The sequence below is a fragment of the Hyphomonas sp. J20-32 genome (genome assembly GCF_055808555.1).
Map to the genome: position 1 here is coordinate 1,943,359 of NZ_CM147873.1, position 26,834 is coordinate 1,970,192.

Genomic DNA, 26,834 nt, shown 5'->3' on the forward strand with positions numbered 1-26,834 from the left:
ATGCATTCCGCGAAAAAAATTCGGGTCCTGATTATCGATGACAGCGCGACCGTGCGTCAAACGCTGCGGGCGGTATTGGAGGCGGATCCAGCGTTGGAAGTGATTGCCACGGCCGCCGATCCCTATATGGCTGTGCGCTATATCCAGAACGAGAAGCCTGACGTCATTACGCTCGACGTTGAGATGCCGCGTATGGATGGCATAACGTTCCTGCGCAAGGTGATGAACCAATGTCCAATACCGGTGGTGATGTGTTCATCCTTGACCGAAGAGGGCTCGGAGACTCTGTTCCAGGCACTGGAGGCGGGAGCGGTGGACGTGATCCTGAAGCCTCGCATTGGCGTGGCGGAATTCCTCGAAGAACATAATCTCCAGATCCGCGATGCTGTGAAAGCCGCGGCCGGGGCACGTGTGCGGGGCCGTCCAGCAGTTCGCCTGCCACAACCGAATACGTCTGTAGAGAAGCTGACCGCCGACGCCGTGCTTCCTCCGCCAGATGGCAGAGCAATGAGCCGCACCACCGAGATGGTGGTCTGTATCGGTGCGTCGACCGGTGGAACCGAGGCTTTGCGTGAAGTGCTTGAGGCGCTGCCCGCAAATTCCCCAGGCATTGTTATCGTACAGCACATGCCTGAGGTTTTTACCCGGGCTTTTGCCAAACGGCTGAATGGCCGTTGTGAAGTTGATGTCAAGGAAGCTGAAGACGGCGACACGGTCTTACGCGGACACGTGTTGATCGCTCCTGGCGGCAGGCATTTGATGCTCGAGCGACAGGGTGCACGCTATAGCGTGTCTGTGCGGGATGGACCGCTTGTCTCGCGACATCGCCCCTCGGTGGATGTTTTGTTTCGTTCTGCGGCCCGCTGCGCCGGTTCGAATGCGGTCGGCATCATTATGACCGGGATGGGCGATGATGGCGCGCGCGGCCTGCTCGAAATGAAACAGGCAGGTGGGCGCACCTTCGCTCAGGATGAGGCGAGCTCTGTCATCTTCGGCATGCCCAAGGAGGCGATCTTGCGTGGCGCGGCAGACAAGGTGGTGTCGCTGGGCGCTATTGCAAGCGAGCTGCTTCAGGCGACGGAAAGATGAGGAGGCCGATGCGTGCTGCACGAGAAAATTAGTGAGGCGTTTGAGCCGAGGGACCTGACATCACCAGTCCGCCATTCCATGGCGGAAATCATTGCAGGCCTAGATGCGCGCTTCATGCAGGTCGGGACGACTCTTGCGGAGGCGGTCGAGACGATCGACCGCATCGTGCGCGCCCTCGACGAGGTTGGCCAAGCATTCGAGGAAGGCGAGGCCGCCGCGGCGGTAGGCAACCTGACGCTCGTAGCGCACCGGCTGAACGCCGTGCCCGACCAACAGGCTATCCGGCAGAGCAAGATTGTCACAATTCGCTCCATTTCTACCCGAATTGGCAATGCGGTTGCTGATGCCAGAAATACCCTGGACGTGCTGACAATCTATTCCTTCAACGTCAAGATTGCGGCTGCTGGTGCTCCTGATTTCGTAGACTTCGCGGACCAGATGCAGCGTCTACTTGCTGCGGGCAAAGAACAAATCAAAGGTTTCGAGGATAAATTCGACGAGCTCGAGCAAAGCTTGTCGGGCATGGAGAAAAGCGACCGACTTCTTACCACCGAGTGCGACAAGGTCGTGCCTGAAGTGCCAGAGCGTTTGGTCAACGACGCAGCGGAATTGCGTGCAAGGCAGGGCAAGCTCGCAGATCTCGCAATTGAAGTGCAGGAAATTGCCCGCGCCATTCAGGCGAATGTCGCTGTTGTGCTTGGCGCTATCCAGATCGGTGATATCACGCGCCAACGGCTCGAGCATATCCAAAAGGGATTCCAATTGCTCAACAATAGCCTGGCCCAGCCAGGCGGCGGCCAGGATGCCTTGCGTCATCACATGCTGTCACTTTTCGCGGCCCAGCTGTACGACACCGCGGCGGCGTTCGGACGCGAGACGGCGTCGCTGGTCCGGTCGCTACGCGGGATCGTACCAGACGCAAAACGATTGCTGGCCTTCGGCGACGGCGATGATTCACTGTCTGACAGCCGCCGCTCTCTACGCCGGCTGGAGATGGGGATTGGCGAGGCTGACTCAGTGACGCGTCAGTTGCGTGAGGCCGACAAGCAAGCCGATGGTATTGCTCACCTCATCGCCGATACGGTGGATGATCTCACCGCCCGTGCCGAAAATGTCAGCCAGCTGCGGCTTGATGTCCAGCTGATGTCAATCAATATCGGCCTCCGCAGTGGCCGAGTTGACCGGATTGGCCGCCCAGTGGCCGTGGTCGCGAATGAAGTTCGCAACTATTCCGATAAGCTTGATGGCATGGCGGGTTCCATCGTTCGCGGGGCAAGTGAACTGGGCGTTGTCTCGGAGGCGTTGCGCACGGGAGACGACGACACGCAAATCAACACCGGTGTTGCGCTGGCCCAATCTTTGGCTGCGATCGGGAAGGGCGCAATGCGAACCGAGAGGGCAATGGAAGCAGCAGGCGCCGAGACCGGTGAGATAGCCGACATGATCATGAAATCAAGTGAGCAGCTCGAATTGAGCCTAAGCTTGGAAAACACCATGAAATCATTGGGTGATACACTCACTGCATTGGCCGGGCCAAAAGAAAAATCGTCGGGCGATTCTGATCATCATGTCCGCAATTTGATGTCCAAGTTTCGTAAATGCTACACTATGGCCCAGGAACGGGACGTTCACGAACAATTCTTGTTGCCAGGCCAGCATGCGAGGACCCACGGCGCAAAGGAAGCCATTTCGTCCGATGATGATTTGTTCGATGAAGCGCTTTTTTAAGCGGCAGAAAGGCGCAGTCTGTTGCGAACCGGCCTCCAGATTTCGTGGACGCGTAATTGCTACGCGACGAGTTGGTCTCGCCACCCGCAAAGGGTTATGAATTGCAGTAACGAAATTGACTGTTGCTTGTTCCGTAGGGCGAAACAACGGAATCGCCATTCTCAATTCTGGGTCTCCTGACAATCGCCGCTCCGGACTTAGTTGATCGTTTTTCCGGTCCAGCGTTTGACGGCGGGCCTTAGGTTCGAACTGTCGCTGAAACCAATCTTCCAGGCGATTTCATCGACACTCATTTGGGTAGTGCTGAGATATTCCAGAGCGAGTTCTTTGCGCACATCGTCGACAATGTCCGCGTAGATCCGGTTCTCGTCCCTCAGCCTTCGCCGCAACGTCCGCTCGTTCATGCCGAATTGTTTCGCGATCGACTCCATTGACGGGAACTGGTTCGGAGCGAGCATAAGGGGCTGATAGAATTCCCCGGCGATGCCTGATACCAGCGGCGAGATCCGGAGCCTGCGTGGCCTGTTGGCCCCGCTGCCGGAGAGCTCTTCAGCCTATGAAGATGACATCCGGGTACGCTATTGCGAGTTCGCCGACCGGTATCTGGAATTCTATCCGCCCGGCGTCTATGAAATCCATGAGGAAATCATGTGCCGTCGCCGTGAGGCGGGGGACCAGCCTTGGGACTGGCGAGCGGGTTCCATTGCGCCGCCTCTCCCATTTGCGGACGGGCCTAGCGTTTGCGCCAGCACACACGAGGAAGAGTAGCGTTCCGTCCAGCCGGTGCAGCCAGGCTAACGCTCTGCTAGGCGGCAGTTCAGACTGATCAGGCGACGTGAGGTGAACATCCTTCCTGAATCGCGGCGTCGAGTTCCTGTTTGAAATGGTGTCGGCATCTTCCTTCGGATTGCGGTCGGCCATTTGCATCGTCGAGTGGCGGGGGAAGGCTGAACCCCATCGTTCGCTTGCCGCAAATCTGAAACGCCTATTCGCTTTCAAGCTGTGGACGAAATAGATCTATGTTATGAGTTGAGTGGGTCACATGTGACGGGGACTTCAGGAGACGATGGACCGGAAGCGGTATGCCGCGTTTATAAGCTACAGCCACGCAGACAGGCGCGTTGGGGAACGGCTGTTGCGCAAGCTGCAAACCTATCGGTTGCCCAAAGGCGCTACGCCGCAGGAAAGCCGAAAGCTCGGCAACATTTTCATGGACCGGGAAACGCTGCCCGCCACCGGCAACCTGACCGATGCCATCAAGGACGGCCTCAGCCTGTCTGAAGCGCTCATCGTTATTTGTTCACCGGCGGCGGTTCGGTCAAAATGGGTGAACAAAGAGATCGAGGCATTTGCCGAGATCAACCCCCGGGGGCCCGTGATCGCCGTCATCATATCCGGTGACCCGTCCGCCAGAAACGGTAAATCAGCCTGCTTTCCAGCGGCCTTGTTGGCACGCGGAGAAGAACCGCTCGCAGCCGACTTTCGCAAATCGGGCGATGGCCCGCGGCTGGGATTCCTGAAGGTCGCCGCTTCGATCTCCGGCGCGCGCCTTGAAGCCCTTCTGCAACGGGACGCCAAAAGGCGACGTCAACGCGTGACCGCCATCACAGCGCTCAGTACTGCAGTTGCGCTAGGTACATCGGCATTGGCAGCGGTCGCGGTGACGGCGCGCCATGATGCAGAGGCGCGCCGCGCTGAGGCGGAAGGGTTGGTGGACTTCATGTTAGGAGACCTGAGAGACAGACTGGAAGCCGTCGGACGGCTGGATGTCCTCGATGGTGTCGCGACCGAGGCGCTGGATTACTATGACCAACAGGACGAAAAAAAACTTGGTTGCGCCGCGGTTGTCCGAAAGGTACGGGCGCTGCAGCTGGACGCTATCATCAACTTGAAACAGTCGGACCTCGACAAGGCTGAGACGAGCAGCCGGAAAGCGCTGAACCTGACTCAGGATTTCAAACAGGCATGCGAAGACATCCCTGACTTCCGGATTGCCCACGGACATAGTGCCTTCTATCTCGGCCAAATTGACTGGGGGAGGGCAGTCGATGCGAAGCGTAGCGAAGGCCTGGAAATGGCCAGGCCAATGTTCCAGGCCGCCCTGATCCGCTACGAAGAGTATGACGCAGCGATTGCGTCCCTCAGGGACGTTAGCGGCTACGAACAGGTTTACCGGCAGGAAGCTGCGGACAATCAGACGAATTTCGGATCGATCATGTTCCAGATCGACAAGCTTGAGGCAGCCCGGGAGCATTTCGAAGAGGGACTTGCCCTGATCGAACCCTTGGCTATGCCGGAACGCACTATTCCGGCCGATGCTGCCAAGCTGTCGAAAGCGGCAAAATCAGCGATCGCGACACTCGCAAATTGCGAAGGCTGGCTGGGGCAAATCGACGAGCTCCAGGCGAAGTTCGACGATGCGCTGGCGCACCGTAACCGTGAGACAGAATATTATCTCCTGTTGACCAATGCGACGGATGTATCACGCGACTGGAACCGCTATCGCAGCGTTCTCGGCAGCCAGCTCGCCATCAGCCGCATCAATTTGAAAGCCGGACGCACGGAAGAAGCCGAAGCGCAGATTCGCGCGCTGGCAAAGGAAGCGGAACGCCTCGTTGCAAACGATCCGTCGAATGATCACTGGAAGCGGTTTCGAGACGCCGTATCGCGAATTGAAACTGAACTGTAATTTTCAGCACTAAAGGAACTGGGGACCGACATGACAAACACACACAAATTTCCGCTTGGCGATGCCACCGAATTGAATTGGGGTAACGTATCTCCCGCAAACGCTTTCGACGTTAAGCAAGTTATCGGTTTGGGGATAAATGTTGCTGGTGGAGATATTGAAATCGTTGGCAAGCGTTGGCCCGGAGACGATCAGTATTATTCGGAACCAAGAACCCCCATGGAGATCCAAGGTTTCGTGAATACGGTCAAAAACATGAGCCTATCGCCTCTGGACAAGGAAGATGCGCTACAATTGTTGGACATTCAGGTGCAGCACACAAGCCTGATCTTCGTGACGACCAATATAGACAACCTGTATTTCCGCAGCCACGTGATATCCGAGAAGGCTGGAAAAGATTGGGACGGCAATTTCAGAAAGAACAGTGTAAAGCTTGAGCAAGGCGGGCAAACAGTCATGTGGAATACGGACTACGTTCGCAACGCCCCCGATGGCAGGAAGTTCGGCTACGATATTCTTGCGGAGCTCAGGCAGGAAAGAAGCGGGCCTATATTGACCCTTCCCATCATCATCGATCCCGGAACGGAAAATGGCGGTGTTGGCGGGTGGCCGACATAGATTGCCACCAGGCGGACCGGCGGAGCACTTAAGCTTGCAAGGATGGACATGATTCCGCGCACTGCCGCAGATCCTCTCGCGACCTATGAGGCGGCAGAAGACGCCATCCTGGCCGGGGGCGCATCGCCAGAACTGCACAAAGCGGCGGTTCTGGCGCTGGCGCGGAGTGGCGCGACTGAGTTCGCGCTCGCGCGCTTTGACGAATTTGGCCTGGGCGCGCGCGTGGATGATGAGGACGCGCTGGCCTTGCTGGGGCGTCTTCACAAGGATCGTGCGAACGCGCTACAAGGTATGCCCCGGCGCATAGCCCTGCAGGAAAGTGCCGACGCCTATCTGCGCGCCTACCAGCTGACCGGCGGCATATTCTCAGGCATCAATGCGGCGACGATGAGCGTGATCACCGGCCATCGCCCTGCGGGCGAAGCGATAGCGCAGGTCGTCTTCGAAAAGGCCCATAAACCGGTCGCGGGTGAAACGACCGAGGCGCGTTACTATCGCGAAGCAACCCGTACGGAAGCGCTCATCATAACCGGTCGTACCACCGATGCGATCAAGGCGCTCGCAGAAACGATTTCGGTCGACCCTCAAAACTATACTGCTCACGCCACAACGCTGCGTCAGTTCGAACGCCTGCTACGCGCGATGGACACACCGTCGGACTGGCTCGATGCATTCCGCCCGCCCGCGATCTGCTTCTATGCAGGACGCATTCATGGATTGGACAGTTCAGGAGAAGCACCGGATGTTCTCGGCTTCCTGATCGACCAACACTTGGAGGATCATCGCATTGGCTCGGCCCATGGCGCACTGGCGGCCGGCAGCGACATCATCTTTGCCGAGCGCGTTTTGCTTAAAAACGGTCATCTCAGCGTCGTCCTGCCGTGCGATGTCGAGACGTTTGCCCGATCATCGGTCATCCCCTTCGGGGAGAACTGGACAGCGCGGTATTATTATTGCCTGGAGAGAGCTTCCTCAGTCGATATCGCGACAGAAGATTCTTCCCTGCTGGGACGCCTGTCCGTAGAACTTGCGGCCCGGCTGGCAATGGGCAATGCCATCGCACAGGCCCAGCAGCAATCCACTCGCGCTATTCAGTTCCTGATCGCGCCGCGCCGCGGCGGCGTGACAGAATCCCTTGAACCCATTTGGCGACGCTCAGGCCGAGGGAACAAGAGCGTCACCATCATACCCGACAAGCCAACGAGCGATACGGACAATCCGGGGCCCAGCTGGATCCTGGAGAAGGATTCGCGCCAATTGTCCGCCATGTTGTTCACCGACCTGACGCATTTCGGAAGCTTGAGTGACGAACAGGTGATGTTGACTGTGGAGCACGTTTTGAAACCCTTGTCCGACACGCTCAAGCGCCTCGGTCCGTCCTTGAAGCTGATCGATAGCTGGGGCGACGGCATTTTTGCGGCATTTGATGATGTTACAGTCGCCGCAAAAGCTGCGCTCGATATGCAGAACACCATGCGCACAATACGGTTTGACTGGGACAGGCTGCCTAAGAGCATCGGCTTGCGCATCGGGGCGCATTTCGGGCCGGTCAATTTCGCTGAGGACCCCGTGACAGGTCGTGGTAACTTTTTCGGGTCGCAGGTTACGTACGCGGCCAGAATCGAGCCGCTTTCGCCGCCTGGCACAGTCCTTGCCAGCCGGGCATTCGCCTCCGCCCTGTCACTCGCTCCGCCCTGCGGCATGACGGCCACTTATGCGGGCAGGCGACGGCTCAAGGGAGCGCCGGGTGCGGTTCGCCTGTTCACGGTCAATGCCGGGTGCCAACTTGCCTGACTGCGCGCCGTTCAGCTTCGGGCAGCAATGACCGTCCACGCTCCGGTTGCTCTTGTGACCAGCTTACGCTTTTCGAGCAGACTCAGCGCGCGTGAGGCCGCTTCACGTGTGGCGTGAATGCGTGCGCCCAATGCGGACACGGATGGCGATGGTGAAACGATGAATTTTTCCGCATCGTCGTCGGCAGGGCGGCCGATGCGCACCAGTTCAGCGTGCAAACGCAGCACGACGGGCAAGGCGATCAATTCAGAAAGCTGCGAAGACGTTTCAGCCAGGCGTTTCGCCAGCATTTGCGCTACGGCGAATGCGAGCCCGGGATCATTGCGCATACTGTCTTCAAACACCATGCGCGGAACACTCACAACCTTCACATCTCCGTCTGCCACGACGTAGGACGTTGTCTCCATCCCGGCGAGTACGGAAATCTCTCCCACCAGTTCACCCGGATGTGCTTTGGCAAGCCATATATTGTGTCCGTTTTCGGTAAATCGGATGATCGACACGGTTCCGTCGAGCAGCAGGTAGACAGACTTTGCGGTATCCGCCTGCTCAATCAGGTTGGTGCCTTCCGCGAAATCCAGAATCTTGCTGCTTCCTGCCAGCTGAGCGGTATTTGAATCTTCCTCCCCGCTTTGGCAAAATTTTGCCCAAGCGCGTGCAGCGTCATAGTTCAGCATATCCAGTCGTCCCATCAGCCTGATCGACAGGATGCGTGACCGCGATCACAGACACAAGATAGATTGCGAATAGATTGAACGGGCCAGCTTCAACTGATCATCACACCGTCAGGATGAGCGTGGCAAGAGACCTGCGGCAACGCTCAAGCTGTTGGTCGAACATTGTGGGGGCGACAGGGCGAACCTCCCGACCCTGGGCCGGAGTAGATCTAAGACGATTTTCTCCGGTTTCGCCCTCAATTGGGTGCTGTCAGTCCAGTGCTACCCCGTGTCCAATATTCGCGGCCCAGCGGGTGCTACTCGACGAGAAGGTCGCGCCACTCGCGAAGAGTGGCGTCGCGTTCTTGTTTGAACCGGGTTCTGGTGTTGAGGTGCCTTTCGAAGTTGAAGGGATTGTACACTGACGAATGAATTGAAACGAACTTTTGCAAACTTCGCATGCGCCGAAATCGCGACATCACCCGCTCTCACCTTCGTGGCAGACATCAATGCCGTGCTCGTGCAGGAGGTCTTCGACATTGCGCAGAGACGGCGGGAATCTGACATAGATGAGTACGCCTAGCTGGATGATCTCGGGCTAGGTTTTGAATTAGCGAAATCGGTTCTTGGTCATATTAGAAGGCTAATCACCAGATTCGATCACCTCAAGCCCGGTTCCGCTGACAACACCTTCGGTCGCAAGAATGAAGCAGATGCGGAATGCTTGCAATTTTAGGTGACAAACTATTTAACTATCTTCTACTTGTGTCGCTCGTTGGGGAGAGGGTCATTAGAACCTCGTCAGATTTCTTTCAGGAGCTTCTGCTAGAAGGCCTTTGTGACGGCGAAAGACTTCCTGACGCGCTCGCGTGGATCAATCACCGATGCGGTGCGGGTACGTCGCAGCTGATCTCGGCAAGCAATTCGAATATGATTTTGGATTCAGCTATCGTGGGCACAGTCGACCTCGAAATGTTCAAGAAGGAGAAGGACTATCTGCCGATCAACCCCAGGACAAGAATATTCGGATCACGCGATATTGGTCGCATCATTGAGGACAAAGAAGTAGCGGACGAAGAAACTGTGGCGAAAAGCGCTGCTTATCAGGAATTGCTAATTCCAGCTGGTGTCGGCCAATTTGCAGGCTCGATACTTTCTCGCGACAGAAACCAGATCACTGGTCTTGCGATTGCGCGGCCACGAGAAGAGGGTCCCTTTGAGGCTGAGATTCTCACGAGTTTCTCAAAGATTGTTCGCTCAGCCATACCGATCGTGGAGCTTGCAAACCGGATTGTTAGTAAGCAGGAGTCCACCCTCCTTAGCATGTTTGGTCCCCGGGCCTGTGTCGCTCTGCTCGACACGACGGGCAACATTCTTCGACATTCAGAGCAATTCGAGAAGCTGCTCGCAGCCGGCATCGTCCGAACCGATAGAGTCGGTCGACTGGATCTGATGTCGGACGACACCAATCGTCAACTTGCCTTTACATTGCGAGGGCCCGGTTCAGTCACCGGGGGCAGATTTTCGTTCACGCGACTACGCCCTGAACGCACTTTCATTTGTACCCTCACGCCCGTACCGCCAATGGGACATTTTGGTGACCGAGAAGGCCAAGGTATCCTGTTCGTCGACCTCCTTTCATCACCAAAAAATCTAGATAGGTCGCTGCTCCGACAAGCGTTCAACTTCACGGAAGCGGAATGCGACGTAGCTGAGCGCCTATTTGCGGGAGAAGTTTTGTCGGAGATCGCCAAAGCGCGTGCAGTCGCACACAGCACAGTCAAATCGCTTCTCAAGTCGGTCATGCTGAAGACGGGATCCCGTCGACAGGCTGAGATCGTAATCAAACTGTCTCGCTTCGCTTTTGAAACTGGCAACTAGTTGTCGGCTTCCTCTGCGCGTGAAGCAATCGTCATTAAACCTTGAGGTTAAAAGTAGGTCGTCCCCCGTTCGGGGGATGACAGCTCTCGCCCTTAATGTTTCGTTAAGAAAACTGAAGGGTGAGCCGAATGGAATCGCGCTTCCAGAGATGTTGCAGCGTTGAGCATCTCGGTGGGTTGCGCGCCGTCAATTTAAAATGAATGGCAATGTACAATGCGTTCGAGAGTATCTTGTAAGGAAGCGGTCAAAAAATGCTTCACTGCGAGCACGATAGGTCTCGCAATTCTTTCGCAGCTTGAATCTGCCGGGCAACCAGCGGGGGCGCGAGACACAATGATACTTGAAGTCGATGATTTTGTTGGAACCGTCCGGATAATTCCGAGTGACAATAAAAGACTTGAGGTCGTTTCGATTATCGATGGGGCACTTGAGCTGGGAGGTGTTTCGTTCGACCGAACGAACCCCAATCGGATCAAATTGCGAGGCGCTCCGACCTCGCTCGCCATGAATTGCGCTCGGACGAATGGCCTGCTCAACATCTCCTTCGATGACGGGAAGATGCATCCTCTCAGCGACTTCCCCAGCATCGTTATTTCTGCGCCAGAAAATGCTGACGTGAAGTTATCTCTCCGAGCAGGGGACGCCGAGATATCGGATATAGAGAACCTGGAAATTCTGGCCGGCGGATGCAGCAAGGTCGTGGCTGCCAATGTTGCTGATACGCTGCGGCTAACAACTACAGGTTCCGCCGACCTCGACTTCATGAGCGCCGACAGGGCCGACATAGATGCGAATAATGGCGGGCAGATCCACATCAATGAGGTGCGCCGACTGCTCAATGCCAGCTTAGGACGCGCTTCACGTCTTACCTCTGATACGGTCTCTGGAACCGCGGAAGTGTATCAGTCTGGAGCTAGCCGGACACAACTGAAAAGCGTTGACTTGCTTGAGCTGGTTGCAGAGTTGGACGGTGCTTCGGCGCTACGAGTGGATGGTATTGCCAATCAATCCCGAATGACAGTAGCAGGCACCGCTCAAGCAAAAATCACCAAAGGCATTACCCTGGGCGTGGTCGATCTTCAGCGCGCCGGACGCCTCATTATCGACGGAGAGCGCTGGAAGGGGCCAATCAATGACTGACAAACGTCAAAAAAAAACGAGCCTAGATGCGAGGACATCCTCCGTGGGCGCCTGCCTGCTAGTGTCCAGCTTTTTAACAATCGCAGCCTTGCCCGCAGCGGCTCAGGAGCTTGTCTACACTCCGGTGAATCCATCGTTCGGCGGCAATCCATTCAATTCTGCTCACCTGCTCGGTATTGCGAATGCGCAGGACGACACCGAGGCACCGTCATCAGCGAATGGCAGCCGCGACCCGCAAGCCGACCTATTCATTCGACAGCTTCAGAGTCGGCTCTTGTCCGGACTGGCATCCGAAGTTGCGAACGCCATTTTCGGGGACAATCCGCAGGACTACGGACGAGTCGTTTTTGGCGATCAGACGGTCGAGTTCCAGCGGGGATTGGATTCCATCACGCTTACCATTTTTGATGCAACTACAGGAACAACAACAGAGATCGTGGTCCCGATCTTCACTACTGGCGGATGATCCGAATATCGGGCGGGGAACTAAATTTATGCGGGAATGTTTTGGCATCGTAAAATGTCTGGCTGCATCAGCCATGGCTACGCTTGTTGTTTCATGCAGCACGCCGCCACGTGTTGACACCAAGATGGCAGAACCTGTGGTGAACCCACGGACGCAAACGGAGTATGCGCTTCTCTGGCTTCCACAACCTTCGGAGCAAATTCCGGTCGCCGTATATGGTGTCAATGATGAGACGGGCGCCTTCAAACCGAGCGAAACCGTTCAGACACTTTCTCGCGCGGTAACTCAGGGGGCAACGCCTATCCTTATAAAGGCTTTGCAGGATGCGGGAGACCGCAGCTGGTTCAAGGTAATCGAACGCGAAAAGCTCGATAACCTCCTTAAAGAGCGTCAGATCATTCTAGAGATGCGACAACGCTACCTTGGAGAGTCTGCCAAGGATTCCGTTGCGCTCCCGGCCCTCCTGTTCGCAGGTGTTTTGATCGAGGGTGCTATCACCGGTTATGACACCAATACGCAGACAGGCGGAGCAGGCGCGCGCTATCTGGGCATTGGAGCAACGACGCAGTACCGAGAAGATGCCGTGTCGGTTTACCTCCGCGCTGTCAGCGTCAAGACTGGCGAAGTCCTAATATCTATCTCGACAGAACAACGAGTTGCTTCTGTTGCCTGGCAGGCAAACGCCTTTAAGTACGTCGCTTATCGCGAATTGCTGGAGGCTGAGGCGGGCATCACACTCAACCAACCTCGCCACATCGCCGTGCGGCAGGCGCTTGAGAAAGCGGTTTACGGACTTATCGTAGAAGGTGTGAAATCAGGCCTTTGGAGTTTCCAGGATCCCGAACGCGGCAAGGCCGCAGTGGACTTCTACGACGAGAAATATCGGACAGAGTTCTCCAAGGACGTTTTAAAAAGCGTGCCAAAAGAATTGCTTGAAGACGTAGCCGATTGGGAGGTCACAGACGCAGAATAGTCAGGATCAACTAGCGCCGAACAAAACAATTAGTTCGTATAAAGAATAAATAGAGCGGTGCAAGCCGCAAAGGGTGGGGAGAGGCCGACTTCAAGTTGGCGCTCGGACCGGTCTCTCCCCGGGGACCTGCCAATCGGCAGGTCTCCCGATAACTACTGCCTCGGGATGAGGCAAGCAACTCGGGAGAAGCGCTCATGTCGCTATTTTCTGCAATCAAAGCCGGATTCACCCAACGTGATTATAGTTGGAATTGCGCTAGCTGGTCGTTCATCGTGTCGATTGCCTTGATCGCGGCTGCGCCCATTTCCGCGCAGGCGGACACAGGGACACAAGGGTCGTTCGCCAATATAGAGCAAATTGCCGAAATCATGGCGCGTTCCAATGTGCGCCTGGTAGGCTCGGCCAATGCGGTCGAAGTGACTCAGGACGGCCGCAACCTCGTTGTGGACACTTATATCGAAGGCCAGATGAACCGCGCCGCGTCACAGGCAAATACCGTCGAGCAATCTGGATACGATGCTTCCGCAACTGTTTCGGTCATGGGTGACTTAAATACATTCTCCGTTGAGCAGCGTTCATCCAAAGTGACTGGTGCGGGCACTGGACGAAATGATGCATACATTGCCATCAATGGAAGTTCCAACGACGCCACTGTCCGGCAGGCCAGTGATTTTGGCGAATCGTTTTTCAATTTCGCATCGCTGACCCAGAACGGTCATGGCAATTCCGCATCGATCTACCAGACTGTGTCGCCGAATGACCTAGCCGAAGGTGGGAACACGGCGATCATCACGCAGACCGGAGATGACAACGACTCCTTGATCGAACAGACGGGCACAGAGAACTCTGCGTCCATCGAACAGGAAGGTTCAGGTAATCAGGGCAAGATTTTCCAAGATGGCGAAGGTCTATCTGCTCTCTTGGTGCAGAGCGGCGACGCGCTCGAATACACGATCAATCAGACCGGATGTGTCGTAGCGACAGGCTGCGGTACCGTCGTCGTGACGCAAGGAGCGCACTAGATGGCGGAGCGGACTGATACAATTCATGCTTTTGGCTGGGTGACGGCGGGGCGTGGCGGAAGCCGTTTGGGGAGACTTTCTACTCCCTGGACGGCCTTCGACTTGACCAACTCGAGAACGAGTTGGCCGGAATATGTGCACTAACAAGGAGATATCTCATGCGCACGAAATTATTGGCTTCTGTCGCTTTTGCGGCCATTTGCTTCGGGGGACCCGCGATCGCGGACGAAGCTATTGTTAATCAATCGGGACTGGGTAACACCGCCGACATCGACCAGACTATTGATGCAACGCTTCTGCCGAGTGGCCTGTCGAGCAATGAGAATGAAGTTACGGTCGACCAGACCGGAGATAACAATGCGGCCACTGTGTTGCAGGGGCACACTCCGGAAGGGTCGCAGGACTACTTCATTGCGACAAACTCTGCCGACATCAACCAGACAAGCGCCAATGGCGCGGCCGTTGGCAACGTTGCCACCGTTACCCAGTTTGCGGATACGGACAATGGCTCTGCGCCGAACGATGTGGAGATCAATCAGAACACAGCCGGCGTAGCCGCTCAGACAGCCGACGTGACGCAGGTCGGAGGATCTGGAAATAGCGCTGTTGTCGCGCAAGGCCTTGTCAATGATGCGGGCGATGAAACGGCACTTGTCTACCAAACTGGGAGTGACAATAGTACAGTTGTGACACAGGAAGGTGCTCTCGACACGACCAGCGTCAGCCAGGATGGTGATTCAAATGCCGCGTCGGTAGCACAAGTCGGCATTGACAATACCACCACCGTCGAACAAGTCGGCAGGGACAACAGTTCGAACGTCGATCAAGACGGCATTGGCGCATATGCGGACAACGTTCAAGCTGGTGACAATAACTCGTCTCTGGTCACGCAGCTTGACGATTCAGCAAACGGATCCATAAATATTCCGGATGCTGATCCTGAAGCAACAGTTCTGCAGACCGGCAACGATAATGCGTCTAGCGTTGGCCAGACGAATACCGGCGGCGGCTTCAACCAAGTTGCGAATGTGACTCAGACCGGCAACAGCAACTCTTCCACTGTGACGCAGGAAGGCCTCGGGGACGGATTTACTGGAACGCTCCGCGCGATCGTCAACCAAGCCGATGGGTCGGATTCTTCTGTCAATCAGTCTGCAGTTACAGGCAACGCAAATAATGTGTTTGCCACGGTGAATCAGTCCGGTGCATCTATATCAGAGGTGAATCAGTCGGCCGATGGTCGCCTCGCGACAGGCATCACGGCCAATGTGTCACAGGACGGCGGTTCGTCTGCCTTTGTTGATCAATCTGTCGACAATCCATCAACAACTTGGAGTGGCGCCGTTACCTCCGGGAATGTAAATGCTACCCTCAACCAGAATGGCGGATCGCTCGCAAATGTGTCTCAGAGCATAAGCGGCAATGGGTCGACCGATATTTCGGCCAATATCACGCAAGACAATGGCGCTACCGCCAATGTCGAGCAGGCTATGAATGGTGACGGGCAATCGGGAATGTCGACAACTATCTTGCAGGATGGACTCAGCTCGACAAATATCTCCCAGGCGTTCAATCAGGATGGCACGCAGAACTTTGATGCAAGCGTGACGCAGTATGGCGATGGGAACCTGACGAATGTGAGCCAGTACGACAACATCCCTGCTTCTGGTATTCAAGCAGACTCCAATGTCAGCGCTTCGGTACTTCAAGATGGAACCGGCAACACGACCGACGTCAATCAGGAAGGCCGCGTATGGCAGGACAATACCTTGAACGCGTATGTCACCCAAATCGGCTCAGACAACACGGCTAGTGTCGACCAGATCGGAAAGTCAAACACTAGCACCATTGAGCAGATCGGTGGCGCCGCGTTCAACATGGCCAGCATCGATCAGGGCGGCTTTGCAAACAACAGCCTGATCACGCAGTCTGGTGACTACAATGATGCTACCATTGCTCAAAGCGCTGGCCGCGATGATGCTACCATCACCCAGGGCGGAGACTCTAACACCGCATCAATTAGCCAGTCCGGTTCAAATGGCCGCGATCGCGATTCGTCGATCACGCAGAATGGAGACGACAACAGCGCTACTATCATGCAGTCGGGCGGAGAGTTCTCCACCGCGTCCATAACGCAGCTAACGGATGGAAATCTAGCGACAGTATTCCAGTCTGGCGACAACAATCAGGCGACCGTTATGCAGACGGTTGCGACCGGAAATGTTGCAAGTGTTTCGCAGACGGGAACAGGAAACATCACCAATATCAGTCAGTAGTCAAAAAATCCCGGGCCAAAACTTGGCCCGGGATTTTTTTTACCTACCGCCAATGAGGCACCTAGTGAAGAACTTGTTCCGACAGTTATTGTTCCCGTTTTGGAGTCCCCGCATTGTTGTCGTGGGTCTCTTGGGTGTCGCTTGCAGCGGATGCGTTACTGAAATCGAGCCTGTTAACCTCCTCCGAATTTCTTCTCAACTGAACAAGCCGCAAGCGCCTCCTCCTCCCACGCCTGAACAGCACCAAGAAGACCTCGTCCAAATACAAAATTCCATTCGTGCCGAGCAGGTAGCACCGTATAAATCCGATGATCCAAGGGCGAGCTCAACACCGGGACTGAGACAGATCCCCCGCGACGAAGATCCGGTAGCGCGCATCGAAGAGTCGATCAATTCGGATGATCCCTGTATTGGCGACCTTGCCAAAACGGATCGATGCAGGAGCAGTCTAAAACCCGCCGCAGACCAGTCGGATGAATCACTTGGAGAAGGTAGCAGCCTTGCCATCATAGCACCTGGATTCAATGCGACTTCGAATTTCGACCCGGCGCGTGCTGTAGACGAAATTGGTCGCGGAAAAGCTTCGTCGCAGGCTGCTCAGTCAACCGGAAACAGCTTTCTTTCCGGCGATCCCACCAGGCGTTCTGCATCCCCTCAAGAAGATGATAAGCCACCAGAAGATAATTCTATCGAGGGGTTGCCACCCAGCATTCTAACACCCGAAGGATCCTAGCAAAAGCGCGAGGGTGCTGTCAGTCGAATGTGAACCGGTCTCTAATATTCGCGAAGAGCGGCGTCTCGTTTTTGTTCGAACCGGGTTCTGGTGTTGAGGTGCCTTTCGAAGTTGAAGAGATTGTGCACTGACGAATGAATTGAAACGAACTTTTGCAAACTTCGCATGCGCCGAATTCGCGACATCACCCGCTCTCGCCTTCGTGGCAGATATCTATGCCGCGCTCGTGGAGCAGGTCTTCGACATTGCGAAGTGAGAGCGGAAACCGGACATACATCAGTACGACGAGCTGGATGATTTCGTGCGAGGTTATGAAGTAGCGAAATGGGTTCTTGGCCATTTCCTGAGGCTAATCGCGAGGATCGGTCACCTCAAGCCCGGTTCCGCTGACAACACCTCGGTCACAGAACGCATTGATGCTCATTCGCGTTCAGCAATTTCCTTGCAGGACTTGAGGATGGTTTCCCGGGTCATCTGCATTTCCTCGTCAAGATCTGTCCGGTCATGCCAAATCATTTCGATCGTGTATGTATCGTCGCCCAGGTCGGCGGGCAGCTTTTTCGAAGCAAGATACTTGTCGCCGGCGGGCAATTGCTCGAGGCTTCGATTTGTCCCGAGGCAGATCAGTTCCGTATTCCGTAATATCTCCGCGACCAGCGAGATATGCTCTACAACGACCCCAACATTGCGGTTGACCGACCTTGAGAGAAGCCAGCGTGAGAGATGGGAGGATTCGATGTCCTCATTCTGCGAGACAACAAGATGAGGATAGCGATTCAAGTCATTCAAGCTGACATGTTCGCCTTCAGTGTCTGTCATGAGCGGGTGCTCCTTGCACATGATGACATTCATGGTTTCTTCGTACAAAGCCTGCCGGTGGAACTGTTTTGGGAGGCTACCGAATGCGCCGACCGCAATATCAATTGACCCTTTTTGCAATTGGTCGGCTATGCCTCGCCGATCGATAGACGAAATCTGAATGCTGAGATTCTTGTCCTCGCCGTTTACAACGGTTCGAAGGGCGTCAGAGAGTGTCAAATGAACGTGCTCGGGCGCGCTGAGAGCCAGAATGCGGCGATCGCCGCTCGCCTGCTCATCTTTCAACTTGCTGACAATATCGCGAATGTCGTTTAACGCGTTTTTCAGCTCTTCTCGTATCAGCAAGGCTTTGGAGCTTGGGACCATTCGTTGCCCCCGGCGAATAACAATCGGATCGTCAAATGTCTCGCGCAGTCTCTGCAGGGCCGAACTTGTGGCCGATTGTGACAGGTTAATTCGCGCGCTTGCGAGCGTAACCGAATTCGCCTCAAGCAGCGCATCAAGGATAGGCAAGAGGTTTAGGTCAATCGAGCGAAGATTCAGCGGGTACATGGATCCGATTCCTTGTTTTCCTCATTCTACCTGGGCCGAAAGGAATTTCGAGATTATTTGGTTGCATTTCTCGGCCATGGTTGTTGCCAGTCCGTTGAAGCCGTGTGGTGCGCTTGGATATACACGCAGTTCACCCGTGTTGCCCGCAGCAAGCCATCTCTGGAACAGGAACAGACTGTCATCCAGCAATGGATCGAGTTGTCCGATGCTGAAGAGGGCAGGCGGCAATCCCCTCAGGTCCGCATAGAGGGGAGAGTATTCTGCGCGAGCGCGCTCCTCTGACGAAATATCCGGTAGAGCCTGTGAATAGAACCACTCGAGCCAGGGCGTTGACAGACCGAGCGGATTGTTTCCCCAGCGTCTCTGTGACGGCGTCATCGACAGGTCATAAATTCCATAGCAAAAACTTGCTGCGCGGACACGGTCGAACAGACCCTTCCTGTGGCGCAACCGAAGCAGGCTGTTCAGGGCTACATTTGCGCCGGCCGATTCTCCGGCCAGGCAGAAGAGGGTGTCAGGGTGACTGGATATCAGCGTCTCCAACGTTTCAGTGGCGACGCCGAGAATTTCATCAAGCTTGTGCGCAGGGGCAAGCGGATAATCAATGCTGATGACGCTCTTGCGGGTTTCTTGAGCCAGGCGCCACAAATATGCATCCTGTTCATAGACAGAGCCCAACACCCAGCCTCCGCCGTGAAAATGCGCAATGATGCCCTCGGGCTGGTCGACAGGAAATGTCCTCGTCAGAACAGCGCGGTTCGAGACGCGGATCTCACCATCAAACGCCTCGTCCACGAGGCGGGGTTTGAAAGACCCGTCCTTGTTGTAGAGGCGAAACTTTCGGAGCTCTGCTCCCGGCACGCTGCCTGGGGTTGGTAGCGACGCTCCCGTCTTGCGCAGGATTTCATTCGCGCGCTCTTGTTCTTCTGCAAATGGAAGGAGATCAGTGTCTACATGGAAGCCGGCTGGGAGTGTCATAGGGCATGCGCATTTTCGAATATGTCGCGGGCAAGTGAATAATTCGGCTTCCCATTTGCCAAGCGTAAATCCTGATCCGTAAATATGATCTTCTTGGGAATCTTATATCCGGCAAGATTGTTTCGAAGGAAATCGCGTACCTCTTCGGAGGTCACCGAAGAGCCTTTGGACGTCTTTGCTACAGCCTGCACTGCGCTTCCCCATTTCGCGTCAAGCGTTCCAAAAACCATCGCGTCATCCAGGGCGCCGTGCGTCTTTATCGCTTCTTCGACTTCACCAGGGTAGACTTTCTCCCCTCCGGTATTGATGCAGTGATTACCACGTCCCAAAAGATGTATGGTCCCATCCGCGTCGACCCTGCACATATCACCCGGCACCGCGTAACGAACCCCGCCGATTATGCGAAATGTTTCAGCAGTCTTTTCTTCATCCTTGTAGTAACCAAGTGGCATGGTGCCACTGCGCGCGAGTAGCCCGACTTCACCCGATCCTGGCAAAACTTCCGTGGCGTCTTCCTTGAAAACTTTCGAATGGGGCCCAATCTTGAATGTCGCCGACTCGAGGACACCGCCTGCGGACATGATGGATGTGCCGAGCCCCATCGCTTCAGACGATCCGAGCGCGTCAAACATGAGGGCGTCAGGCATGTATTCAAGGAATGCTTGTTTGACTGGCGTGCTCCAGAGCACGCCTGACGACCCGACAATGCGGACCGAACTGACATCGTAATCACTGCGTTCTAGTTCGGCTAATAGTGGTTTGGCGAATGTATCTCCGACGATAGAGATGGCATCGATAGAGTAGGACTCAACGAGATACCAATGGTGGGCGGCGTCAAAGGCTTTGCCATTGTCGGTTACCACGATATGCCCGCCATTGCAGAGCGTTGTCAGCGCAGAATATAGTCCGGCTCCATGCATGAGGGGCGTTGCGATCAAGGGGGTCAGGTAAGGCTTTGGGTCATCAATATGAGCGATGAGCTCACCTACGGTCTCCGGAGCGGATTTTCCTTCTATTGCGCTTCCCAAAAGCCCGATGACCTGTTGGCCGTGTGGCCACACCACGCCTTTTGGCTTGCCCGTAGTGCCGCCGGTGTAAAGGAAAATGAGGTCATCTGGCGACCGCTCAATGCCAAGTGGGGTGGTTGCCTGTCCATCCAGCAATGACTCGAACGCGATTGCCCCTTCTACATTTGGCGCCTCATTTCCCGTCTCAACCAGGAGTGTCGATCCTTTCAAGGATGGATTGATGGCGTCAACGCGATCGGCAAGACGTGAATCAAACACCAGGGCGGCACTGTCTGAGTTGTCCAGAATATATTCGATCTCATGGCTCAGATACCGGAAGTTGGCATTCACATGGATCAAGCGGGACTTGAGGCAGGCAGCCAGCAACTCGAGATAAGGCGCACCATTGAACATCAGAAAGCAGACTTTATCGCCTGCTTTCAAGCCTTGATCGATCAGGCCGCGTGCAAGTGCATTCGTTCGTTCGTCAAACTCGCGCCATGTCAGATCCCCGGAGTCTGACGAGATAGCGAATTGGTCACCTCGAACAGGCGCGACGGCGTCGAGAATATCACCATAGTTCAGCGGCATAGTTTAGGTCCTTGCATGCTGATTGTGTCGAAAGGCTTTTCGCTAGCGCGCGGAGTCTTCAATTTGAACGCCGCAGCTTTTTAGTCCCATGGCCAGCGCGGTGTAGGCTCCGACCGTGAAGACCACATCGAGAGTGTATTCAAGACCGAACCGGTCGAGCATGGCGCGCCAAGTCTCATCCGAAAGCCGGGTGGCTCCAGCAAGGTCATCTGCGCATCTTAGCATGAGGTTGTAGTCCTCATTCTCCATCGTCTTGCCGTCACGGACCTGCGCCATTTGCGCGTCGCTCAACCCCACCGCGCGGCCAATGTGTGTGTGATGGTGCCACTCATAATCACAGTCCACATTGTGCGATGTGCGAAGAACGAGAACTTCGCGCAGGACACGGTCAATTTGAGAGGTCCGCATGGTATAAAGACCGAACCCAGACCAGGCGCTGAGCAAAGGCATATGCCGGCAGAGCACGCCGAAAATGTTCGGAAACCGCCCCTTTTTGTCAGTAAATGGCTTGAGGAAAGTCTTCTGTGCTTCATTCAGCTCAACTGGCTTCAGGGGGGCTACCCTCGCGTCATTCATGTTTCCATCCCGAACTATATCTATGCAGCTTTAGAGCGTTGTTCGGTTGATAACAGCCTGCCTGCGCCCCTGACAGGTAATTGGCATCCATAGTTTGGATGGGGGGTATCTCCACTATGAATAAGGCGCATGCCGGAATTCAGCTAAAAGAACGAACAGGTTTGCGGAGGGCGAAAATGCGGCTGAAAAATAAAATTGCTATCGTTGTAGGGGCCGGACAGGCTCCAGGTGATACGATCGGTAACGGGCGAGCTACGGCTGTGCTCTTTGCGCGTGAAGGCGCTTCGGTGCTTTTGGTGGACAAGGATGAAACCTCTGCGTGCGAAACGCTCAGGATGATCGAATCTGAAGGTGGAACGGCCAGTGTCCTGCAAGCCAACATCACCCAGGAGGACGACTGCAAATCAATCGCCGATACGTGCATGGAGCGCTATGGCCGGATCGACGTGCTCCAGAACAATGTCGGGATTGGCACAGGCGATAATACCCCCGCAAATTTGAGTGCGGAGGGGTGGGACATGATTATGGATGTGAATTTGAAGGGCATGTGGATGACCTGCAAGCACGTTTTGCCCCACATGCGTGCACAAAAAAGCGGTTCAATTGTAAACATCTCGTCAGGCGCCGCCGTGATGTCTCTTACATATGTAGGATACAAGGTTTCCAAGGCAGGCGTGAATGCCCTGACCCACGTTATTGCGTCCGGAAATGGACGGTATGGGATCCGGGCCAATACTATCATGCCGGGACTGATGGATACGCCGATGGCGATCGGACATCATACCAAAGAACGGGGTATTGATGTCGATGCGTTGCGGGCAGAACGAAACGCCATGGTCCCGCTTGCAAACAAGATGGGTACGGGGTGGGACACTGCGTACGCTTCGCTCTTCCTCGCCTCTGATGAGGCGCAGTTCATTACTGGTGTCGTTTTGCCAGTCGACGGTGGGCAAGCTGCCCGGGTCGGGCTGTAGCCGGATGCGGCGCCGGCAGGTCCGCCGGGCCTCCTCAGCGCGATCCCCACGATTCGAATAATGGCTATTCCAATTACCGGTTTGTTGCTGCGCCGGACGGTAGCTTACGTTTGACCACGAATATGAGACACGCCGCTCGGGCGAAGATCAGTAGTCAAATGGAAGGTTTGTGGGGCATGGGTTCAGGTGTCGAAGACGTCAAAGCGAAGTCCGTCGAAGTGGATGAAAAACTCCTCCGGGAGGCGCTCGATGAGTGCAATCTGAACTGCCTGCGCATGTCGCTATATCAGCAGACTGCAGACCCGGATTTGCTCAAGATGAAGATCGTGCCGCACAACAGGCGAGGCACACCGTTCCTCAACTACCTTGTCGAATCCAGTCATCATGATGACTTGAAGGAGAAGGCATTCCGGTATCTGTCTTCAGGTGATATGGAGCCAGCGCCAGCGCCGGACAGAAATACCGCTCTTGAGCTTATGGATATGTTTCAGGGTGGACATAACCTTGATCCATCCGCTTCTGGGTATGGTTATGAGGAACTTGCTTTTGAAGAGTTCCCGCGCGAAGCCAAATGGAAGGGGGAGATTCCAAAGGATCGGCTAAGAAATTTCAAAGTTACGGTGATTGGGTCGGGCTTTAGTGGCATTATGGCTGCCATCCAACTTGACCGCCTTGGCATAGAGTGCCGCGTTCTTGAACGCCAATCCGGGATCGGTGGAACTTGGGAGCTCAATGATTATCCCGAGGCCCGCGTGGACATCACAACCTTCCTTTATCAATACAAATTTGTGAAGAAGTACCCTTGGAAAAGCTATTTCGCGACTCGTGATGAACTCAAGGAATACGTGGATTATGTTGTCGACGAGTACGGCATCCGCGACAAGATTGAACTCAGCACAAAGCTGCTTTCGGCGCATTGGGACAATGCGACAAAAGAATGGGTGCTTGAGATAGAAGGCCCGGATGGCTCAACTGAGACCCATCGCAGCAATGTGGTGATTACGGCCTGCGGATTATTCAGTACGCCCCATCTTCCGGACATTCCGGGCATCCGCGATTACAAGGGCAAGATGTTCCATACGACCGCGTGGGACCATGACTATGATTATACGGGAAAGCGGATTGCGCTGATCGGGACCGGGTCGACAGGATCCCAGATGGCGCCGGACCTCGCGCAACGCGGCGAGCGCCTCACCATATTTCAGCGCACGCCTAATTGGGTTACGCCGATCAGAGGTTATCACGACACTGTCTCCTCCGGCGCGCGGTGGCTTCTGGACAATATGCCTTATTACGCCAACTGGTTCGCATATAACGCTCATGTCGCGCAGCTACAGAACCAGGCCTTTCACCCAATTGATCCTGAGTGGCAGGCGAAGGGCGGCCACATCAATGAAAAGAATGACCAATTGCGCAGCGGGTTGACGGCCTATATTCGCAATAAGGTTGGGGATCGCGACGACCTGTTTGAGAAACTAGTCCCCGACTATGCGCCGCTTGCTCGCCGACTTGTTGTCGACAATGGATGGTACGACACGCTGTTGAAGGACAATGTCGAACTGGAAACAGGTGGCATACAGAAATTCACTGAAGATGGGATCATCTCCAATGATGGTGTCGAGCGGAAGTTTGACCTGATTGTCCTTGGCGCTGGATTCAAAGTGTCACAGTATCTCTGGCCCGTGGAATATGTCGGCCGCGATGGGGCAACCCTGGAAGACCTTTGGGAAAAGGATGGCGCACGCGCACATTTGACCATGACAATGCCAGGTTTCCCAAACTTCTTCATGCTGTACGGGCCGAATGCAGGAACACGATCAGGCAGTTTTCATTCTTGGATTGAGATTCTCGTGCGGTACGTGGGCAATGTGATTACCGAGATGGTGGCGCAGGGCGCAAGTCAGGTTGAACTCAGGCGGGAAGCCTATTGCGCCTACAATGATGAACTCGATGAAGAAATGTCGAAAATGCTGTGGGAGAGCGAGAAGGGTGGCGGCGGGTATTATGTCAACGAGTTCGGACGATCAGGTGTGAACATGCCGTGGACGTTGGCTGACTTCTACGCGCGCGTGAAAGAACCAAAAATAGATGATTTCGATTTAAGCTGAATTCGTCCAACTTCTGGTGCTGGGAGGGGGCTCAATTCCAGGGCTCTTCCTGTATGTTTTCATTTACATGACAACCGTGCCTCCGAATGGAGATACGGTCGTCCCTCCACTCGGCGCTGTTTAGAATGTGCAGAGTCTTGGGCACTTGTGCCTCACCGACCTGGTAATGCGCCGCTGCAAATCCTTAGAACCGGCGGACTTCATCCCGGTCGATCGTGATCTTTTTTATCCTGGCGAATCTGTCCGAGATATTGTCCGTCAGCGTCCAGGTTTGGGTATTTTTGCTGGTAACGCCGCTGCCATCGGGGAACAAGGCCCGTGAATCCATTTTGATGGTGACAAGATAGTCTCCAGTATCGGCCACTTCGAACGACACGTCGTGAATTTGGTGATTGCTCGCAACAACCGAAGACAGTGCGCTAGCCACCCACGTTTTCACCATCTCGAAATCTGTCATGGGTGTCTCAAGGTAGTTGAGACTGAATTCATCCGCCAGGACCTCGCGGAATGGTTCAGGATTGCGCGACGGATCTTCAACGAGTGCAGTGAACTTATGAACCAAACTGCGAATTCTGTTCTCCAGGTATGCGTTCTGAAATGTCTCGACCTGCCCCGATCCGGTCTGAGAAATCAAGATACTGGTGAATAGAGGCAGGACGGTATCAGTCTGTTGAAGAGTGGCCTCAAAATGAACCGTCGACTTCGAAACGCCGTTCTCAGGCAGAGTGCCGATATTGAATTGGATGATGTCAGCCGTTTGATGGATCGATCCGTCTGTAGAAATATCGATTGTGTGGCTTTTCAGGAAATGAGCGTTTCGACAGGATGATTGTTTCTTGAGCGCTATTTCACGATATGCATCCAGGCCGATGACTTCACTGTTTGCAGACCGCAGGATTACGTCTTCGCTAAGGAGATCAAGGTGATTGGCAATCCCGGATTCGGCGTTTTCGTGATACTGCCACCAGCGGTGCAGCTGTGCCAATGTTGCATGCTTGATGTAGCTTTCCCTTAGACGTTTTTCAGTCTCAGGGTCGGTAGTGCGTTGTTCGCTCACCGACTTTCCTCCCGATTGTTGTTGTTATCCGAGCGGCCGCTTTATTGCGGCGGCAGAAGTTTTTCGATCCGCATGTATTTCTCTCCCTGATCGACGACGATCCAGTTCAGGGGCTGGTGCAACACGATTTTCGCGCCATTCAGGGTTTCTGCCTTCCATTCGAACTGGGCCATAACCGCATAGCGTTGATCAGGAAGTGGCTCGACAGTGAATTCCTCAAGCTTGTGCAGGCCGTATTTGAAAAGAGAGGGGCCCGTCGCAAACCATGCGGCCAGCTGGTCGAAATTTCTGATGATGTTCTCTTTGACAGGACCACCGCCGGCAATCGATTCCTTCAGGTCTTTTAAGTCAGTCACCGTGTCTTCCCGGTCTTCACTGTCATCGGCTGCGCTGGCTACGAGACCGTGTAGCTCCAGATCGGGCATCATTAATTCACGGAGGCCCGATGCGTCGCCGCTTAACGAGTCCATATGAGTCTGGAACTGGATGATGATCGCCTTGGCGCGGTTCCTGATATAGGACGGCACAAATTCATCCATCTCGGTCACTTCAGGCGCTTTGGCATTGAGCTCCGCAAAAACCATCTTGCCGTCAGGGCGCTTCTTGAGCGTATGCAGGTAGCAGGCGCGCCCGCTTTTTAGCCCTTCTGTGGGCGTTTCTGTTTGAAAGATGAATTCAGCTTCAAGCCGATACAGATCTTCGCCTAAATAGGTCAGCCGAATGTCCTCGTCGTTGATGTGATGCGAGCAAGACGTTCTCGTGGGACCCGGCTTGATTTTTTCGATTACCGCGGCGGCACCTTTGACAAGAGGGTCAAGCAGTTTTGCCTCGACGTCGGGATCAAACATGTCCTCTAGGAAAGGCGTGACATCGACGCTCGCAGGTGCCTCGAAAACACCCCACCACCGATACAGCAGAGAGGAGGCCGCATTGAAGTCGCTGCCTTCGACAAGAGCTCCAATTTTGTGCGCTGCGCCAGTCTCTGCTTCATTGGTTTCTGTCATAAACGTCTCGTTCTGCGTGAGGAATATCGCGTGTTGCAAACTGTACCGGGGGGGGCGTATCTGACAATACCGAAACGGGCCCAAGTATTTGAAACGCGAGCAC

General features: G+C 54.9%; 23 protein-coding genes and 3 pseudogenes. 15 read left to right on the top strand and 11 right to left on the bottom strand.

Going from position 1 to position 26,834, the window contains the following annotated elements:
• Both AC0L7I_RS09635 and AC0L7I_RS09640 read left to right on the top strand, forming a co-directional pair.
• The gene (locus AC0L7I_RS09635; RefSeq protein WP_473396224.1) at positions 1 to 1,089 is read left to right on the top strand and encodes a protein-glutamate methylesterase/protein-glutamine glutaminase; all 1,089 of its coding nucleotides are present in this window, start codon (positions 1 to 3) and stop codon (positions 1,087 to 1,089) included.
• A gap of 12 nt (positions 1,090 to 1,101) precedes the next feature.
• The gene (locus AC0L7I_RS09640; RefSeq protein WP_473396225.1) at positions 1,102 to 2,817 is read left to right on the top strand and encodes a hypothetical protein; all 1,716 of its coding nucleotides are present in this window, start codon (positions 1,102 to 1,104) and stop codon (positions 2,815 to 2,817) included.
• Between the two features lie 197 nt (positions 2,818 to 3,014).
• On the opposite strand, the gene AC0L7I_RS09645 is transcribed toward AC0L7I_RS09640, so the two are convergent.
• Positions 3,015 to 3,275 carry a helix-turn-helix transcriptional regulator gene (locus AC0L7I_RS09645; protein WP_473396226.1) on the bottom strand — a complete coding sequence of 87 codons (261 nt, stop codon included), beginning with the start codon at positions 3,273 to 3,275 and terminating at the stop codon, positions 3,015 to 3,017.
• A gap of 25 nt (positions 3,276 to 3,300) precedes the next feature.
• On the opposite strand from AC0L7I_RS09645, the gene AC0L7I_RS09650 reads away from it, so the two are divergent.
• The 4 genes from AC0L7I_RS09650 (at position 3,301) to AC0L7I_RS09665 (ending at position 7,918) form a co-directional block, all read left to right on the top strand.
• A complete protein-coding gene (locus AC0L7I_RS09650; RefSeq protein WP_473396227.1) occupies positions 3,301 to 3,585 on the top strand; it encodes a hypothetical protein in 285 nt (94 codons plus the stop codon).
• Between the two features lie 298 nt (positions 3,586 to 3,883).
• Positions 3,884 to 5,506, top strand: a complete 1,623-nt coding sequence (locus AC0L7I_RS09655; RefSeq protein ID WP_473396228.1) for a toll/interleukin-1 receptor domain-containing protein — start codon at positions 3,884 to 3,886, stop codon at positions 5,504 to 5,506.
• 30 nt (positions 5,507 to 5,536) lie between these two features.
• Positions 5,537 to 6,124 carry a hypothetical protein gene (locus AC0L7I_RS09660; protein ID WP_473396229.1) on the top strand — a complete coding sequence of 196 codons (588 nt, stop codon included), beginning with the start codon at positions 5,537 to 5,539 and terminating at the stop codon, positions 6,122 to 6,124.
• Positions 6,125 to 6,172: 48 nt separating this feature from the next.
• Complete coding sequence (locus tag AC0L7I_RS09665) at positions 6,173 to 7,918, top strand: TRAFs-binding domain-containing protein (RefSeq protein ID WP_473396230.1); 1,746 nt, start codon at positions 6,173 to 6,175, stop codon at positions 7,916 to 7,918.
• An 11-nt stretch (positions 7,919 to 7,929) separates the two neighbouring features.
• Here the strand turns inward: AC0L7I_RS09665 and AC0L7I_RS09670 are convergent, their stop codons facing one another.
• The 3 genes and pseudogenes from AC0L7I_RS09670 to AC0L7I_RS09680 form a co-directional block, all read right to left on the bottom strand.
• Entirely contained in the window at positions 7,930 to 8,610 is a 681-nt protein-coding gene (locus AC0L7I_RS09670; RefSeq protein WP_473396231.1) for a Crp/Fnr family transcriptional regulator, read from the bottom strand.
• Between the two features lie 281 nt (positions 8,611 to 8,891).
• A pseudogene (locus tag AC0L7I_RS09675) lies at positions 8,892 to 9,062 on the bottom strand (IS6 family transposase); the annotation flags it as partial.
• 14 nt (positions 9,063 to 9,076) lie between these two features.
• Positions 9,077 to 9,166, bottom strand: a pseudogene (locus tag AC0L7I_RS09680) (IS6 family transposase); the annotation flags it as partial.
• Positions 9,167 to 9,294: 128 nt separating this feature from the next.
• Here AC0L7I_RS09680 and AC0L7I_RS09685 point away from each other — a divergent pair.
• From AC0L7I_RS09685 to AC0L7I_RS09715, 7 genes are all read left to right on the top strand, one after another.
• The gene (locus AC0L7I_RS09685) at positions 9,295 to 10,455 is read left to right on the top strand and encodes a helix-turn-helix transcriptional regulator (protein WP_473396232.1); all 1,161 of its coding nucleotides are present in this window, start codon (positions 9,295 to 9,297) and stop codon (positions 10,453 to 10,455) included.
• Positions 10,456 to 10,788: 333 nt separating this feature from the next.
• Positions 10,789 to 11,595, top strand: a complete 807-nt coding sequence (locus AC0L7I_RS09690; protein WP_473396233.1) for a hypothetical protein — start codon at positions 10,789 to 10,791, stop codon at positions 11,593 to 11,595.
• On the top strand, positions 11,588 to 12,061 hold the full coding sequence (locus tag AC0L7I_RS09695; RefSeq protein WP_473396234.1) for a curli assembly protein CsgF: 474 nt from the start codon (positions 11,588 to 11,590) through the stop codon (positions 12,059 to 12,061). Before AC0L7I_RS09690 ends, AC0L7I_RS09695 begins: the two co-directional genes overlap by 8 nt.
• Before the next feature lie 73 nt (positions 12,062 to 12,134).
• Positions 12,135 to 13,034: a CsgG/HfaB family protein gene (locus tag AC0L7I_RS09700; RefSeq protein WP_473396235.1), complete on the top strand. Its 900-nt coding sequence runs from the start codon at positions 12,135 to 12,137 to the stop codon at positions 13,032 to 13,034.
• A 194-nt stretch (positions 13,035 to 13,228) separates the two neighbouring features.
• The gene (locus AC0L7I_RS09705) at positions 13,229 to 14,056 is read left to right on the top strand and encodes a hypothetical protein (protein ID WP_473396236.1); all 828 of its coding nucleotides are present in this window, start codon (positions 13,229 to 13,231) and stop codon (positions 14,054 to 14,056) included.
• Between the two features lie 158 nt (positions 14,057 to 14,214).
• Positions 14,215 to 16,332 carry a beta strand repeat-containing protein gene (locus tag AC0L7I_RS09710; protein ID WP_473396237.1) on the top strand — a complete coding sequence of 706 codons (2,118 nt, stop codon included), beginning with the start codon at positions 14,215 to 14,217 and terminating at the stop codon, positions 16,330 to 16,332.
• 64 nt (positions 16,333 to 16,396) lie between these two features.
• Positions 16,397 to 17,065, top strand: coding sequence for a hypothetical protein (locus tag AC0L7I_RS09715; protein WP_473396238.1), 669 nt, complete (start codon positions 16,397 to 16,399; stop codon positions 17,063 to 17,065).
• Between the two features lie 208 nt (positions 17,066 to 17,273).
• Here the strand turns inward: AC0L7I_RS09715 and AC0L7I_RS09720 are convergent.
• From AC0L7I_RS09720 to AC0L7I_RS09740, 5 genes and pseudogenes are all read right to left on the bottom strand, one after another.
• Positions 17,274 to 17,405: pseudogene (locus AC0L7I_RS09720) on the bottom strand (IS6 family transposase); the annotation flags it as partial.
• 80 nt (positions 17,406 to 17,485) lie between these two features.
• Entirely contained in the window at positions 17,486 to 18,436 is a 951-nt protein-coding gene (locus tag AC0L7I_RS09725; RefSeq protein ID WP_473396239.1) for a LysR family transcriptional regulator, read from the bottom strand.
• A gap of 21 nt (positions 18,437 to 18,457) precedes the next feature.
• The gene (locus AC0L7I_RS09730; protein ID WP_473396240.1) at positions 18,458 to 19,414 is read right to left on the bottom strand and encodes an alpha/beta hydrolase fold domain-containing protein; all 957 of its coding nucleotides are present in this window, start codon (positions 19,412 to 19,414) and stop codon (positions 18,458 to 18,460) included.
• Positions 19,411 to 21,012, bottom strand: a complete 1,602-nt coding sequence (locus AC0L7I_RS09735) for an AMP-binding protein (protein WP_473396241.1) — start codon at positions 21,010 to 21,012, stop codon at positions 19,411 to 19,413. Before AC0L7I_RS09735 ends, AC0L7I_RS09730 begins: the two co-directional genes overlap by 4 nt.
• Positions 21,013 to 21,054: 42 nt before the next feature.
• Entirely contained in the window at positions 21,055 to 21,588 is a 534-nt protein-coding gene (locus AC0L7I_RS09740; RefSeq protein ID WP_473396242.1) for a carboxymuconolactone decarboxylase family protein, read from the bottom strand.
• Positions 21,589 to 21,764: 176 nt separating this feature from the next.
• Between AC0L7I_RS09740 and AC0L7I_RS09745 the strand changes: the two genes are divergently transcribed.
• Positions 21,765 to 22,562, top strand: a complete 798-nt coding sequence (locus AC0L7I_RS09745; protein WP_473399134.1) for an SDR family NAD(P)-dependent oxidoreductase — start codon at positions 21,765 to 21,767, stop codon at positions 22,560 to 22,562.
• A 122-nt stretch (positions 22,563 to 22,684) separates the two neighbouring features.
• Positions 22,685 to 24,670: a flavin-containing monooxygenase gene (locus AC0L7I_RS09750; protein ID WP_473396243.1), complete on the top strand. Its 1,986-nt coding sequence runs from the start codon at positions 22,685 to 22,687 to the stop codon at positions 24,668 to 24,670.
• Between the two features lie 184 nt (positions 24,671 to 24,854).
• On the opposite strand, the gene AC0L7I_RS09755 is transcribed toward AC0L7I_RS09750, so the two are convergent.
• Entirely contained in the window at positions 24,855 to 25,727 is an 873-nt protein-coding gene (locus tag AC0L7I_RS09755) for a hypothetical protein (RefSeq protein ID WP_473396244.1), read from the bottom strand.
• Between the two features lie 41 nt (positions 25,728 to 25,768).
• On the bottom strand, positions 25,769 to 26,731 hold the full coding sequence (locus tag AC0L7I_RS09760) for a hypothetical protein (protein WP_473396245.1): 963 nt from the start codon (positions 26,729 to 26,731) through the stop codon (positions 25,769 to 25,771).
• Positions 26,732 to 26,834 lie beyond the last annotated feature (103 nt).